This window comes from Actinobacillus arthritidis (assembly GCF_029774155.1).
GTDB classification, from domain to species: Bacteria; Pseudomonadota; Gammaproteobacteria; order Enterobacterales; family Pasteurellaceae; genus Actinobacillus; species Actinobacillus arthritidis.
Genome location: NZ_CP103833.1, coordinates 1,852,462 through 1,868,271 on the forward strand (window position 1 = coordinate 1,852,462; position 15,810 = coordinate 1,868,271).

The following is a 15,810-nucleotide window of genomic DNA, read 5'->3' on the forward strand; positions in this document are numbered from 1 at the left end:
AAAAAATCGGCAAATTATACCGCTTATTATGCAACAAAAAAGCCCCTTATAAGGGGCTTTCTACATCGAGTTTTTCGTTAATTTCCGTAATGGCAAGAATCAAACTGGAACGCATAATCCGTTCCAATCGTATCTGTTGCATCTGAAATAGCATTGAATCTTTATTCTCTACATTCGCAGAAAACTTCAATACATCCGACACCGGGCTTAAATCAATATGATGTAAATCTCGAGCAAATTGTATGATCGCAGGATGAGAAAACGGTAATTCTTCTACCTCATCACTTAGTTGTTGCTTCACTTCAATAAAAAGTGAAATATCTTCAAACACCGATGCAGAAATCACACCTAGACCTAATAATAACTTTAAACGAACATTTAATTCAGCAAGCGGCCCTTGATGCTCAAACAAAGAATCGACTACCGATTTTAAAGCGAAATCGGTTTTCCGAAATACTCGTTGAATAAGTCGTTCAATATTTTGTGCAAACTGATTTACTGAAAGAGCGAAGAACCCTCGTAAAGAGGGGACTTCACTTAATTGTTCGATAAAATTATCTGAATATGGCATTAGTTATATAACGCAACAACTTGATTAATAACGTCTTGGTTGGTTAAACCGGTATATTTCTCAACTGCCGCAACAACTCCGTTATCTGCAATAAATTGTGCTAATTCAACCGCTTGTGGGTCTTCTTCATTACGATATTGTAGAGCCATAACCACACCATTGACGAGGTTTTTATGCGGTAAACCATATTCTAACGTGCCTAACAGCGGTTTAATTAAACGATCGTTCGGGCTAAGTTTACGAATTGGCTCACGACCTACACGGTTTACATCATCATTTAAGTACGGATTTGCAAAACGTTTTAAGATTTTTTCGATATAAGCGGCGTGTGCTTGTGGGTCAAAACTATAACGTTTAATTAATACCGCACCGCTTTCTTCCATGGTCGCTTTTACTGCCACTTTCACGCTGTCGATAGCAATTGCTTCTTTAATCCATTTCACACCAGCTTGTTTGCCTAAATAGGCAGAAATTAAATGGCCGGTATTTAAAGTGAATAGTTTACGCTCTACAAATGCCATTAAATTATCGGTTAATTCCATCCCTTTAATATCCGGAATTTGACCTTTGAACTGGGTTTTATCCACAATCCATTCGCTAAACTCTTCTACCGTCACTTCTAACGGATCCTCTTCGTTTAACTCTGCCGGCGGTACGATTCTATCGACTGCCGAATCTACAAAACCGACAAATTTTTCAATTTCCGCCTGTTGAGCAACGGTTAAATTTTCAAAAATTTTTGCTTTAAAGAAACTTGTTCCACGCACCATATTTTCACAAGCAATGATATTTAACGGTTGAGTATTACCTGCTTCTAAACGTGCCGCTAACGCTTTGGCAAACAACGGAGCGATAAAGCCTAAAACATTCGGACCAACCGCAGTCGTAATCAGTTCAACACTTTTCACTTGTTCGATAACTGCCGCTTCATCTTTTGAGTTGATCGCCGCAATATTTTTTACCACTTCAACACGGCTTGCATCACCTACAATTTTTACGCCGTATTGTTTGTTTTGATTAATTTGATCAATCTGAGTTTGATTGATGTCAGCAAAAGTGACGAAAACACCGGAATCCGACAATAATTTACCGATAAAACCACGACCGATATTACCTGCACCAAAATGTAATGCGTTCATTATATGTTCCTCTTAAATTTGTAAAATATTTGAAAAATGTGACCGCTTGCAAGCGAAAATCCCCCACTTATGTGGGGGAAGTTAAATTACTCGCCTTTTAATAAGCGTAATACTTTTTGCGGATCATCAGTTAGCGTGAGAATTTCCATGGTTTTCTCATCATCTAACGCATTAGTGATCGCACTTACGACTTGGATATGTTCGTTATTACGTGCTCGCGATACCGATAACTAATTTCGCCACACCGTCTTCTTCATCCGTAAAACGTACACCTTCACGATATTGGCAGAACACGATACCGGTTTTTAATACTTTATCTTTCGCCGCAATCGTACCGTGCGGTACAGCAATACCTTCGCCTAAGTAAGTCGAAACTTGTTGCTCACGTTCAAACATTGCCGGAACATAATCTTCTTCCGCAAAGCCTAATTTTACTAATTGCTCACCGGCAAATTGAATTGCTTCTTCTTTGGTACGTGCCGTTAGATTTAAGAAGATTTGATCCTCGGTCACATTTAAACCGCCACGTTCGGTTGCCACTTGCGGCACAACTTCAACCGGAATCGCTTTGTTTGTACTGTTTGCAGTAAGTTTTGCCACTAAACCGTCATAGAAAACGCCGTCTAAGAAGTTATTAAGTGATAAATGTTGTGCGGTCGGTACTTGTTTTTGTGCACGTGCGGTTAAGTCTTTGTGAGTTACCACTAATTGAGCGTCTTGTGGTAAATCATTAATTGCTACGTTTTGTACTTCGACATTTAAACCTGCCGCTTGTACTTTTTTGCGTAACATACTTGCACCCATTGCGCTTGAACCCATGCCCGCATCACAAGACACATAAATTTTACGTACATTGCTGAAATCACCTGCAACCGCCGCATCCGCCGCAACAGCACCGCCTTTGCTTTGTGCTTTCATTGCCGCCATTTCCGCTTGTGCACTCTCTAACGCATCATCAGATGCCTCTTCTTTTTGCATTTTGAGTAATACGGACGCAATCACGAAAGTAACTACACATGAAAGAATCACAGAAGCGATAACCGCTAAGTGTGCACCTGCCGGTGTCATTGCTAATACCGCAATGATTGACCCTGGAGAAGCCGGAGATACTAAGCCGCCTAATAATGTATTGGTTAATACGCCTGTTGCACCACCCGCAATTACTGCAAGGATTAAACGAGGATTCATTAATACATACGGGAAGTAAATTTCGTGAATACCGCCGAAGAAGTGAATGATTGATGCAGAACTTGCGGTATTTTTTGCTGAACCTTTACCGAATAACATATAAGCAATCAAAATACCTAAGCCCGGACCTGGGTTCGCTTCAATTAAGAAGAAAATTGATTTACCTAATTCTGAAGATTCTTGAATACCAAGCGGCGAGAAGATACCGTGGTTGATGGCGTTATTTAAGAATAAGATTTTCGCCGGCTCAACAATCACAGAGGTTAACGCAAGTAAGTTAGCATCCACTAACGCTCTTACACCAGCCGCTAATAAATCTGAAAGCGAAGTCACCACACCGCCGATAAAGCTAAATGAAAGGAGTGCTAATAACATACCGATAATACCAGCAGAGAAGTTATTCACTAACATCTCAAAACCGCTTTTCACTTTACCTTCGATTGCTTTATCGAATGTTTTAATTGCCCAGCCGCCAAGCGGACCAACAATCATCGCACCTAAGAACATTGGAATCTCAGAACCGACAATGATACCCATTGTAGTGATTGCACCTACAACCGCACCACGTTCGCCACCGGCTAAACGACCACCGCTATAACCGATTAAAAGCGGTAGTAAATAGGTAATCATTGGACCGACAAGTTTACCCAAACTCTCATTTGGTAACCAGCCGGTCGGAATAAATAATGCGGTAATAAAACCCCAAGCGATGAAAGCCCCGATATTCGGCATCACCATATTTGATAAGAAACGCCCAAAACTTTGGACTTTCACTTTTAAGTTAGACATAACTGCTCCTAGAACAACAGTGTATAAGGTAAATAAATAAGATTGAATAATCTACCGTATAAAGTAGCACCGTCCTTCAAAGTTTCAAAAATATTTATCTAAAAAATGTGAAGATGATCACATTAAATTTTTTAGCACTCATTTAAATAATGTGATATAGATCACATTTTAAAATACTAAACTCATAAAAATGTGATCTGCATCACATTTTTTCTAAAAGCGGTTAAATTTCTGGATTTTTTGTAAAATACAAGAGAGATAAAAAAAGCCTCTGAAAATTCAGAGGCTTTAATATCCCAAATATGAAATTATTCTACGGTTACTGCTTTCGCTAAGTTACGAGGTTGGTCAACGTCCGTACCTTTAATTAAAGCAATGTGGTATGAAAGTAATTGTAACGGTACTGTGTAGAAAATCGGTGCAGTTACTTCATCAACTTTCGGCATCACAATTGTTTTGAAACCGTCTGCATCAGCAAAACCCGCATCGTGATCAGCAAAGACATATAATTGACCGCCACGCGCACGTACTTCTTCAATATTTGATTTCACTTTTTCAAGTAAATCATTTTCCGGTGCAACCACAACAACTGGCATTTCGCTATCGATTAACGCTAACGGACCGTGTTTTAATTCACCTGCCGCATAAGCTTCAGCGTGAATATATGAAATCTCTTTTAATTTTAAGGCAGATTCCATTGCAATCGGATAGTACTCACCACGACCTAAGAATAATGTGTGGTGTTTATCTGCGAAGTCTTCTGATAATGCTTCAATTTGTTTATCAAATACTAACGCACTTTCAATCTGTGCCGGTAAGCGTTGTAAAGATTGAACGATGTGATGTTCTTGCTCTTCAGATACCGTACCTTTTAAGCGACCGATCGCCACATTTAAAAGAAGCATACAGGTTAATTGCGTTGTAAATGCTTTAGTAGAAGCAACACCGATTTCCACACCGGCTTTGGTCATAAATGCAAAATCAGATTCACGCACAAGTGAAGAACTCGCTACGTTACAGATTGTCATTGCAGACATATAACCTGATTCTTTCGCTAAACGTAATGTTGCTAAAGTATCCGCCGTTTCACCTGATTGTGAAAGTGTTAATAATAAGCTATTTGGACGAGTAACGAATTTACGGTAACGGAACTCAGAAGCGATTTCAACATCACAGCTCACGCCTGCGATTGCTTCAAACCAGTAGCGAGCAACCATACCCGCATTGTAAGAAGTACCGCACGCAACGATTTGTACGTGTTCAACTTTTGCTAAAATTTCCGCGCATTTGGACCAATCGCATCAATTTTCACTTTACCGTTTTCGATACGACCGTCTAAGGTATTCATAATTGCAACAGGTTGCTCGAAAATTTCTTTCTGCATATAGTGACGGTATTGACCTTTATCCGCCGCATCCGCTTCAAAGTTACCTTCGTGAATTTCACGTTCAACTTTTTGTCCGTCACGCGTATAAATATCTACTGTTTCACGTGTAATTTCTGCAACATCACCTTCTTCAAGGTAAGCAAAACGGCGTGTTACGCTTAATAATGCTAATGGGTCAGACGCTAAGAAGTTCTCACCGATACCATAACCGATAACTAACGGAGAACCTGAACGAGCAACGATTAAATGCTCCGGTTCGTCTTGATTCATTACTACCGTACCGTATGCACCACGAAGCTGAACCACGGTTTTTTGTACCGCTTCTAATAAAGATTTCGCTGAACGTAATTCCCATTCAACTAAGTGAGCAATAACTTCGGTATCTGTTTGAGATTGGAATACATAACCACGTTCTTGTAAAACCACTTTTAATTCTTCGTAGTTTTCGATGATACCGTTGTGTACTACTGCAATTTTGCCTGAACGATGTGGGTGAGCATTGGTTTCAGAAGGTTCACCGTGAGTCGCCCAACGCGTATGTGCAATACCTGTACCACCTACAAGAGGTTTCACCGCTAAAGCGTCATCAAGCTCTTTTACTTTACCGACACGGCGTACAATTTGCATATCGTATTCGTTATTTAATACCGCAACACCTGCTGAGTCATAACCACGATATTCTAAACGATGTAAACCGTCTACTAAGATTCTTGCTACATCACGCTGTGCTACCGCACCTACAATTCCACACATATTTTTTGTTCCTATATGTTAAGTTAAATATTAAGTTAAATTAAAAACTGTTATCTATAAAAAGTAACCACAAGCGGTCATTTTTCCGAAAATTTTTACCGCTTGATCTATTCGGCAATGATGACCTCAATACCGTGCTTTTCTATCGCCGTTTTTATATCTTCAGAAATTTCTGCGTCTGTAATTAATTTATCAATGACAGACCATTCCAACTCTAAATTGGGCATCTTACGCCCAAATTTTTGAGATTCAATCAAAACAATCACCTCACGAGAAACCTGTGCCATTACTCGACTTAACCCGACTAACTCATTAAAAGTTGTGGTCCCTCGCTCCAAATCCAAGCTATCCGCACCGATAAACAGTTGGTCAAAATCGTACGATTGCAACACTTGTTCAGCAACCTTACCTTGAAACGAATCGGAACGGCTGTCCCAAGTTCCACCAGTCATCAACACAGTTGGTTCATTATCTAACAAGGTTAACTCAGTTGCTAAAGAGAGTGAATTAGTCATCACCACTAAACCAGTTTGATAAAGTGCCTTAACCATTGCCCCTGTGGTGCTACCACTATCAATAATAATACGATTATGATCACGAATTTGTTTTACGGCTTCATTCGCAATCGCTAACTTTTGATTTGAAAGTTGTTCATTATTATCTTCTATCATTTCTGACGGAATTTTTACTGCACCACCATAACGACGCAATAAGAAACCGCTTTCTTCTAAAGCGGTTAAATCTTTACGAATTGTCACTTCCGAGGTTTCAAAGAAATTTGCCAGTGTATCTACGCTTACCTCGCCTTGTTCTTGAACCATTTTAACAATTAAATGGCGACGTTGCTGTGTGTTTCTTTTCGACATTACCTTTCCAAAAATGTTTCGTCTTTACCAAAAAAGTTTCGTTTCAAAACATTTATATTATATTTAGTCTGATTTCGTTATGCAATCAATTCAATAAAAAAAGCCACTCTGCAAATGCAATAAGTGACTTTTTTCCAATTATTTAACTTGGCTACCGATTAATCCGCCAAGTGTTGCTCCGCCAAGCGTTGCACCGGTTGACTCGCCGATCATATGACCGGCAACGCCACCTACTGCCGCTCCGATAGCGGTATTACGCTGTGTTTTACTTAAACCATTACATGCAGAAATCGTTGTTGCTAATGCGACAACTGCTAATACTTTAACAATCGTGTTCATTTTTAATGTTCCTCATCAATATGTTAGTACAAAATTATTGCATTAAGATTGGCACTCTTTAAGACTAAATGAGTAAGAAAAGGTTCGTTAATGTTTATTAAAATAAATAAAAAAGTACGGAGAAACACCCGTACTTTTGATTACTTATACCTTTTTGGTTGCAGATTTTTTAGCTTTTTTGACCGCCGCTTTTAGAGGTTCTTCCTTCTTTACCACTTTATTTGGGTTAGGTTCTGACTTAGCCGAAGAAACTTTATCTGTCTTTTTCGTTTTTTCTTTTTTCGTCGTTTTAGGAGCAAACTTTACTTTATTTTGCTTTGCCCACTCGGTTACTTTCTCCAGCAAAATTTTTCCCATTGGACTAGGCTTACCACTAAATAAAGTGTTTAAACCGTTATTTTCAATGATATGGCGACGTAACGCCAAACGTTCTTGGTGATTTTCTGCCAAACGAACCGCTCGTTCCACATATTCATCAACTGTATTGGCAATCAACCATTCCGGTAAACCTAAACGTTTAAATAAACCTTCGTCAATATGCTCATGTACTTCCACACCGGTTTTACAGACTCCGACTAAACCTAAAGTGACCATATCAATAATACCGTTGGTATTCCCAAATGGGAATGGATTCAGCATCATATCGCAATTATGTAAAATACCGAGATATTTATGATACGGTGAATGAGGATGTGCCGTCGCATCATCACCTAAATAAGATTTAATAAAACGTTCTACATACGGGTGAGTAATACCACTTGATTGACCTAATGCGAAATGGAAATGTACTTTTACATTTGCACGATCCCGAATGACTTTTAGTACCTCTAAAAAGTATGGGTTTAATTTCATTGTGGTAGCGACGATACCGATATTAACTACTTCAGGTCGCTCACGTAATAAATAGTTTACTTGTTGAGGTGCAAGTGCTGATGGTACATAAGGTAACGCGTCTTTTGGCAAACGTAATAACTGCTCACTAAAACACGCTTCTGATCCCACATAATCATCTTCCACAATCACATATTCAATAAAATCGGAATGGGTTGTTGCCGGATGCCCCAGTGCAATGACTTGAATAGGAGCTAAACGAGTATTACTTGCAAAAATCGTAATTAAATCCATACCGATACTTGGCATATATAATATAGATGCACCGTTTGTATCACAGATCTCCCGAATAAATTCTAATTTTTCCTTCATATTATTGCCATCAACAATATGAAACTCATCAAATACCTGTTTTCCGGCATCATCTACCGAGTTTTTACCTAAACCGATTAAATGAAAATGTTCTCTTGCCGCAATCATTGACGTTGAATGAGTACGATAAATTGAGTGAGCCGAATGGAAATGTTCCAGTAACACAACCATAACCGGCTTACCGTTTCGATAACCGATCTTGCTCACATCACGATCTTTCCAACCGTACTCATTTTCAATATGACGACGTACAACCTGATTCAGTGCTTTTTTGACATTATGCTTATTACTCGCAATATCATAACTACAATGCATATACACATCATGCGAAATGGCACTCGGTACATGATTTAAATTCGCTAACTGTGCTAAATGTTCCGGAAACCACTGTAAAATTGCATTACGTTTATTAAATGCTGTTGATGTTCCTATAAAACGAGGTGATTGCAATGCAAAACATAATGAGGCACATAATTCCGCATCTAATTGCCATAACGCTTCTAAATTAAGATTAACATTCGATTCAGGTAAATATAAAATACAAAACTTAATCAATGCTGATTTAGTTTGTTCCAAATGAATATCGAATGGATCTTCCCGATTGGGATTACGATTATACGTTTGCAGAATATGATCCGCATTTACAAAAGGAGAACTTGCAAAAATTAAAGATAACCAACGTTGGAAAACAAGAAATCTCTCCGCTCCCGATTCTGAGATTTCTAAAGCAGGATCAGAAAAGAGTGTTGTAATCGTCACCGCCATACGAGTACAAAAATAAACAACTTTTTCCTGCTCTAGTGTTTCTAGCTGTAGTGGATATTCAAACTCTATCTCTTGAATACCGCCAAAATTCACATCTATTTGCTCCAAAATTAAAAGCAATTCGGTACAGGCTTCTTCATAATTTTTTACAGCAACTGCGGCTTCAAACACAGCTAAATTCGGATTTTTCTTATTTTCCATAAATTATCCTTAAATTAAACTTAACAAGTTCCCCAAAGATCGTATTCATCTGCATTAGTAATTGTGACCGAAATAATATTACCAACTTTTACTTCTTGGTCTGAAATATTATCAACGTACACTACACCGTCAATTTCCGGTGCATCCGCCATTGAACGACCGATAATGCCCTCTTCATCAATTTCATCCACAATCACGGCAAGGGTTTTACCCACTTTTTGTTGTAAACGAGCGGCTGAAATACGCTGTTGAACCTGCATAAAGCGGTGGAAACGCTCTTCTTTAACATCTTCCGGCACTTGATCCTCCATTGCGGTTGCAACTGCCCCTTCCACTGGACTAAATTTAAAGCAACCAACACGATCCAATTGTGCTTCTTCTAAGAAATCCAATAACATTTGGAAATCTTCTTCTGTCTCGCCAGGGAAACCAACAATAAAGGTTGAGCGAAGCGTTAATTCCGGACAGATCTCGCGCCATTTTTTAATACGTTCTAAAGTACGATCAATCGAACCGGGACGTTTCATCGCCTTCAATACTTTCGGGCTTGCGTGTTGTAATGGAATATCCAAATACGGCAAAATTTTACCTTGAGCCATTAACGGAATTAAATCATCTACATGCGGATACGGATAGACATAATGTAGACGAATCCAAATGCCTAAAGTTCCTAACTGCTCGCATAAAGTAATTAAATTATTTTTTATTGGTGCACCATTCCAGAAAACCGTTTTGTTTTGATTCTCTTTTGACTGATCTAATGCATAAGCAGATGTATCTTGTGACACGATCAATAACTCTTTCACACCTGAATCAGCAAGACGTTTCGCTTCATCTAAAACCTGTACAATCGGACGGCTATCCAAATCACCACGCATTGACGGAATAATACAGAAGGTACAACGGTGATCACAGCCTTCTGAGATTTTTAAATACGCATAATGTTTAGGCGTAAGTTTTACCCCTTGTGCCGGTACCAGACTGGTATAAATATTGCGTTCTGGACGCGGTACATATTTATGTACGTGTTTCATTACTGCTTCATAGCTATGAGGTCCGGTAATTTCTAACACTTTCGGATGCACTTCACGGATTTGGTTTTCTTTTGCTCCTAAACAGCCGGTAACGATCACCTTACCATTTTCTTCCAATGCTTCACCAATTGCTTCTAATGATTCTTGTACTGCACTGTCGATAAAACCACAGGTATTCACAATCACTAAATCCGCATTTTCATAGCTAGGAATAATGTTATAACCATCAGAACGTAACTCCGTTAAAATACGTTCCGAATCCACTAAATTCTTCGGACAACCAAGACTAATAAAACCGATATTGGGCGCTGTATTCATAAATCTCTCAAAATATATTTAGGTAATCACATAAAAAAACCTACTGAAAGCCAGTAGGTAAAGGTGGAATATTGTACAAAAATAACCAAAAAATAGCGATAACAAGCGGTCGTTTCCTCATTTATTTTTACAAAAAATCTGAAAAAACGCCCTCTACCCTCACATAAATTCTTATTATCTTATTTCATACACTCTAATCTAAGGCATTTAACATCGCCACAACGATCTCTGATGATTTCTCAGCGGCAAGCGGTAAAAACTCATCAAAAGAAAGATGAGATTCTTTATCCGCCACATCAGAAATTGCACGCACAACCACAAAAGGTACATTGAATGAGTGACAGACTTGAGCGATTGCAATCGCTTCCATTTCTACCGTCGCCACATTAGGGAAATCGTGACGAATTTGAGCAATTTTCTCTGCACCGTTCACGAATAAATCACCACTACAAATTAAGCCTGAAACAGCATTAAAGCCTGCTTTTTGTGTTTCTTTTAAAGCAACCGAAACTAATTGTTCATCCGGTAGAAATGCGGCCGGATTCGCTGGTAATTGACCCTTTTCATATCCAAATGCCGTCACATCAACATCGTGATGGCGAACTTCACTAGAAATAATAATATCGCCAACATTTAATTTCGCATCTAAGCCACCCGCCGACCCAGTATTAATGATCATATCCGGTTTAGCTAATTCGAGTAAAAGAGTTGTGCCAACCGCGCAGCAACTTTACCGATCCCAGACTGTAATAATGCGACTCTTGTATTATTAATTTTACCGTCATAAATTTTACAACCGGCAATTTCGGTTACTTTGGCTTCAACCATTAAATTACGTAAAATTTCTACTTCTTGTGCCATTGCACCGATAATACCTAGTTTTAAACTCATTTTTTATCCTCTTGTTTTTCTTGTTGTAATTTCTCTACTAAAAATCTAATACAGTATATAGTTGTAGTATATGCCTTAGTATCCGAACTTATTAAGAAGTTCATAGCCTAATAATGTGGTGGTGGAGTTTCTTCCGCTTGAGAAGCAATATTACTTACCTGTGTACCTTTAAGTTTTTCAGCTAAATGACGCATTTGGGTTTGTAATTTGTCTAACGAAAGTTGATGATGAACTAACGATTGGTTTAATTCTTCAATCGTAATTTCTTGAAATGCAACTTTCGTTTCCAGCTCGGCAATACGATTTAATAATTCATTCTCTGTAATCATTTGCATAAAAAGGTTGTATAAAAAAGAAATACACTTTACCCTATCTACCTTTCTTTTAACACATTTATAAGGAAAATCTATGTTAAAAACTAAACTTTCTGTTCTTGCAATTGCGACCGGCACACTTATTTCAGCTCAAACTGCATTTGTCGCAGAACAAAAAGCAGATCAAAAATTTATTGATGACTCATCATATGCTGTAGGCGTATTAATGGGTAAAAATATTGAAGGTGTTGTTGCATCGCAAAAAGAATTATTTTCTTATAACCAAGAGAAAATCTTAGCCGGTGTACAAGATACTATCAAAAAAACCGGCAAGTTAACCGATGAAGATTTACAAAAACAATTAAAATCGCTTGATAGCTATCTTTCAAGCCAAGAAAAGAAAATTGCAACCGAAAAAAGTAAAGCGACCGTTGAAGCCGGTAACAAATTCCGTGCAGAATATGAAAAACAAGCAGGAGTGAAGAAAACAGCTTCAGGTTTACTCTATAAAATTGAAAAAGCAGGTACAGGCGAGTCACCAAAAGCGGAAGATACCGTAAAAGTACATTACAAAGGTACTTTAGCAGATGGTACAGTATTCGATAGCTCATATGATCGTGGTGAACCAATTGAATTTCAATTAAATCAATTAATTCCAGGCTGGATTGAAGCAATTCCAATGCTGAAAAAAGGTGGAAAAATGGAAATCGTCGTTCCACCTGAATTAGGGTACGGCGAACGCCAAGCAGGTAAAATTCCAGCAAGCTCAACGCTAAAATTTGAAATTGAATTATTAGATTTTAAAGCAACTGAAGTGAAAAAATAACCCTTGAATCCAAGCGGTCTAATTTGTAAAATTTTTTGCAAATTAGACCGCTTTCTTTTTCGAAGGCTTATTAATATATAACTAGAATTAATGGTATAAGTCCTAAAATAATATGAAAAAATTTCAAACCTTTAGCGAAGAAGATCACGCAATTCTCGCCTCATACTTTCCAATTGTGGACGGTATTGCCGCCCTGATCGGAGATCATTGTGAAATCGTATTACATTCTTTAGAATTTCTTGAAAACTCAGCGATCTATATTGCAAATGGACATAATACTGATCGCAAAATAGGTTCACCCCTGACTGATAAAGCACTTAAGTCATTACATCAAATGAAAACGGATAGTGTATCTAAACCCTATTTCACTCGTTCCAAAGGTGGCGTATTAATGAAATCCGTTACCGTTGCTATTCGCAATAGTAAACAACACGTTATCGGCTTTATCTGTATCAACATTAATTTAGATGTGCCAGCATCACAATTCCTCAGCACTTTTATCGCACCGTTACAAGAAGATGAAGATACCGCAGTAAATTTTGCAAGTTCCGTCGAAGAATTGGTGGCTCAAACTATCGAACATACGATTGAAGAAACCATGGCGGATCGCAACGTTGCTAATAATAATAAAAATCGTCACATTGTTGTATCGTTATATGAAAAAGGTATTTTTGATATCAAAGATGCGATCAATCAAGTGGCTGATCGCTTAAATATTTCTCGCCATACCGTTTACCTTTATATCCGACAAATTAAACAGGATAACGAATAATGGATTATGTACTTGCGATAAAATCGCCTGTTTATAGTGCACAAGGGGCATATTTAGCTTATCAAGTTGCTGAAGCATTACTAGGCGCAGAACATAACATTATACAAGTATTTTTTTTTCAAGACGGTATCAGCAATGCAAATGCTTTAGTAAACCCTGCGAGTGATGAAATAAACTTATTAGAAAAATGGCAACACCTCGCAAAATTACACGGTTTACCCTTACACCTCTGTATTTCTCTTGCGCAAAGACGGGGAGTTGTTGATTATCAAACCAGTAAAACTCAGCAAACGAATCTTGCCGAAGGTTTTATATTGGCGGGACTTGGAGAATTTAGCCAAGCAGTACTCAAAGCAGACAGACTATTAAGCTTTTAATAATGAAAAAATACAAACTTGCATTTCTTTTTACTCAGCCTCCTTTCGGAACGGCAACCAGTCGAGAAGGTCTTGATGCCTTACTTGCGGCGAGTGCGTTTTGTGCCGAGGATGAAATCGCCATCTGCTTTTTAAATGACGGCGTATTCAATCTATTAGCACAACAGCAACCGAATAACATCTTACAGAAAGATCATATCTCAACCTTTAAATTAATTGAGCTATATGATTTAACCGAATGTTTTATTTGTGAAGAGTCTATCAACCAAAGAGCATTAAGCAATGCCGAATGGATTTTATCTAACGTAAATATCATTCCTCAAAAGGAACTATTCGCAATTCTTGCACAAGCTGAAAAGGTACTGACATTCTAATAAGGAATCCCTATGCTTTATACATTTTCTAAAGCACAATATGAGTTAACTGAACTAAACCAAATACTCTCTCAAATGACAGAAAATGATGCTGTAGTCTTATGGCAAGATGGAGTATTGCTAGCGGTTAAATATCCACAACTTTTTACAAAAGTTAATAATATTTTCTTATTGTCAAACGACATAGAAGCAAGAGGATTAACTATCCTAAATTATCAATCTATCTCACTTTCTGATTTAATCAATATTACTGAAAAATATCATCCACAGATAGCCTTATAATGAGAAAGATAAGATCAATGCATATAGAAACAAAAAGAATTTCAAATCATACTTTTTATAATTCGCTATTCTTTTTTTAAAAGGCATAGTAGACAAAAAGGTGGGTAAAAAGTGGGTTAAAGCCTTATATTACAAGGCGTTAACCCACTTTTTTAAAATATGAATAAAAACTTGTCTTTTTGCCAATCTTTAAACACACAAAAGCATGGCTTTAAAAATAAGTCATGACGTTATAAATGTTTAACTTGTAATAAAGTCTTTACCCTAAAGCCCAAATTAAATTCTCTTCACATTTGGCTTGATTATTCCGTTGGAAAACAAACCTACCAACAATTAGCGAATAAATATCATTGTTCCGTGAGAACGATTCAACGACATATAGAAAAATCGCCTAAAGCCTTATTAAATCCCCCTCAAAATAAATATTTAAACCTAATGATTGATACCACTTTTTTTCATCATGAATTTGGTGTCATGGTGTTTATTGATAGCCTCTCAGCCAAAGTGGTTTATCACCAAATTGTAAAAACCAAAAAGGATATTTATTACAAGAAAGCGATAAATCTCTTAAGGGGAAAAGGCTATATCATTCAATCTATTACCTGTGATGGCCGGCGAGGCTTGTTAAAAGATTTACTCAATACGCCTACCCAAATATGTCAATTTCATTTAGTCGCAATCGTGATGAGAGCATTAAGAAAAAAACATCAATCTCACGCAGAAAGAGAATTAAAAACGATAATAAAAACGTTAAAAACAAGTACAAAAAATGAATTTTACCTACGCCTACATGATTGGAAAATAAAACATCAGGATTTTTTAAATGAGCGGTCAGATAAACCGAATGAAAAAGGGAAATACCCTTATAAACATCGAAATGTAAGAAGTGCTTATGCCAGTATTAAACGATATGTTGAATATCTATTGCACTTCTTACATTTTGATATTTATAGACAAAATAATCACATCCATTTTATTTATCGATTGAATACTATAGCCTGTTTCTCTTAGTTGATTAAACGCCTTCCTATAGTAATTTTTCTGTTGTGATAATCTAGTGGTAAACCACTTTGGTTGAAAGGCTATCAATAAAACTATTCACCAAAATCACGATGAAAAAAGCTCGTTGATAATAAGGATTCAGATATTCATTTTATAGGGAATTTAAAGGTGATTTAGATGCATTTACTAAATATCTACGGATAGTTCGAGAATAACAATGATATTTATGATGAGTTTATTTTCCAACGGAATAATCTAACCAAATATCGATACACGTTAATTTAGTTTTAAGGATAAATATTTTATTACACACTAAATATTTATAAGATTGAAGCATATTTGTAAAACCATACTTTTTTGGCAACTATTACACATTTTTATCACGAAGAAAAGAAAGAAGAAAGAAGAAAGAAGAAAGA

The 15,810-nt window shown here is 37.3% G+C and carries 12 protein-coding genes and 4 pseudogenes; 6 read left to right on the top strand and 10 right to left on the bottom strand.

Annotated elements, in window-relative coordinates; genetic code table 11:
• Positions 1–46: 46 nt before the first annotated feature.
• The 10 genes and pseudogenes from NYR89_RS08835 to NYR89_RS08880 form a co-directional block, all read right to left on the bottom strand.
• On the bottom strand, positions 47–571 hold the full coding sequence (locus NYR89_RS08835) for an MltR family transcriptional regulator (protein ID WP_279445519.1): 525 nt from the start codon (positions 569–571) through the stop codon (positions 47–49).
• Entirely contained in the window at positions 571–1,710 is a 1,140-nt protein-coding gene (locus tag NYR89_RS08840) for a mannitol-1-phosphate 5-dehydrogenase (RefSeq protein ID WP_279445520.1), read from the bottom strand. The genes NYR89_RS08835 and NYR89_RS08840 overlap by 1 nt, the downstream gene beginning before the upstream one ends.
• 86 nt (positions 1,711–1,796) lie before the next feature.
• Positions 1,797–3,687 (bottom strand): annotated as a pseudogene (locus NYR89_RS08845) (PTS mannitol transporter subunit IICBA).
• Between the two features lie 308 nt (positions 3,688–3,995).
• A pseudogene (glmS, locus tag NYR89_RS08850) lies at positions 3,996–5,827 on the bottom strand (glutamine--fructose-6-phosphate transaminase (isomerizing)).
• 107 nt (positions 5,828–5,934) lie between these two features.
• Positions 5,935–6,693, bottom strand: a complete 759-nt coding sequence (locus NYR89_RS08855; protein WP_279445521.1) for a DeoR/GlpR family DNA-binding transcription regulator — start codon at positions 6,691–6,693, stop codon at positions 5,935–5,937.
• A gap of 138 nt (positions 6,694–6,831) precedes the next feature.
• Positions 6,832–7,032 carry a glycine zipper 2TM domain-containing protein gene (locus NYR89_RS08860; RefSeq protein WP_279445522.1) on the bottom strand — a complete coding sequence of 67 codons (201 nt, stop codon included), beginning with the start codon at positions 7,030–7,032 and terminating at the stop codon, positions 6,832–6,834.
• A gap of 144 nt (positions 7,033–7,176) precedes the next feature.
• Complete coding sequence (locus NYR89_RS08865; RefSeq protein WP_279445523.1) at positions 7,177–9,201, bottom strand: UDP-glucose:protein N-beta-glucosyltransferase; 2,025 nt, start codon at positions 9,199–9,201, stop codon at positions 7,177–7,179.
• Positions 9,202–9,221: 20 nt separating this feature from the next.
• A complete protein-coding gene (gene rimO / locus NYR89_RS08870; protein ID WP_279445524.1) occupies positions 9,222–10,553 on the bottom strand; it encodes a 30S ribosomal protein S12 methylthiotransferase RimO in 1,332 nt (443 codons plus the stop codon).
• Positions 10,554–10,746: 193 nt separating this feature from the next.
• A pseudogene (mtnN, locus tag NYR89_RS08875) lies at positions 10,747–11,444 on the bottom strand (5'-methylthioadenosine/S-adenosylhomocysteine nucleosidase).
• Positions 11,445–11,551: 107 nt separating this feature from the next.
• Positions 11,552–11,773: a SlyX family protein gene (locus NYR89_RS08880; protein WP_279446672.1), complete on the bottom strand. Its 222-nt coding sequence runs from the start codon at positions 11,771–11,773 to the stop codon at positions 11,552–11,554.
• Positions 11,774–11,852: 79 nt separating this feature from the next.
• On the opposite strand from NYR89_RS08880, the gene fkpA reads away from it, so the two are divergent.
• The 6 genes and pseudogenes from fkpA to NYR89_RS08910 all read left to right on the top strand — a co-directional run.
• Entirely contained in the window at positions 11,853–12,584 is a 732-nt protein-coding gene (gene fkpA, locus NYR89_RS08885) for an FKBP-type peptidyl-prolyl cis-trans isomerase (protein WP_279445525.1), read from the top strand.
• A 112-nt stretch (positions 12,585–12,696) separates the two neighbouring features.
• Positions 12,697–13,356 (top strand): helix-turn-helix transcriptional regulator, encoded by a 660-nt coding sequence (locus NYR89_RS08890; protein WP_279445527.1) that lies wholly within the window; start codon positions 12,697–12,699, stop codon positions 13,354–13,356.
• A complete protein-coding gene (gene tusD / locus NYR89_RS08895; protein WP_279445528.1) occupies positions 13,356–13,733 on the top strand; it encodes a sulfurtransferase complex subunit TusD in 378 nt (125 codons plus the stop codon). The genes NYR89_RS08890 and tusD overlap by 1 nt, the downstream gene beginning before the upstream one ends.
• Positions 13,734–13,735: 2 nt before the next feature.
• The gene (tusC, locus tag NYR89_RS08900; RefSeq protein ID WP_279445529.1) at positions 13,736–14,107 is read left to right on the top strand and encodes a sulfurtransferase complex subunit TusC; all 372 of its coding nucleotides are present in this window, start codon (positions 13,736–13,738) and stop codon (positions 14,105–14,107) included.
• Positions 14,108–14,119: 12 nt separating this feature from the next.
• Entirely contained in the window at positions 14,120–14,389 is a 270-nt protein-coding gene (gene tusB, locus NYR89_RS08905) for a sulfurtransferase complex subunit TusB (RefSeq protein WP_279445530.1), read from the top strand.
• Positions 14,390–14,677: 288 nt separating this feature from the next.
• A pseudogene (locus NYR89_RS08910) lies at positions 14,678–15,400 on the top strand (IS256 family transposase, variant Zn-binding type); the annotation flags it as partial.
• Positions 15,401–15,810 lie beyond the last annotated feature (410 nt).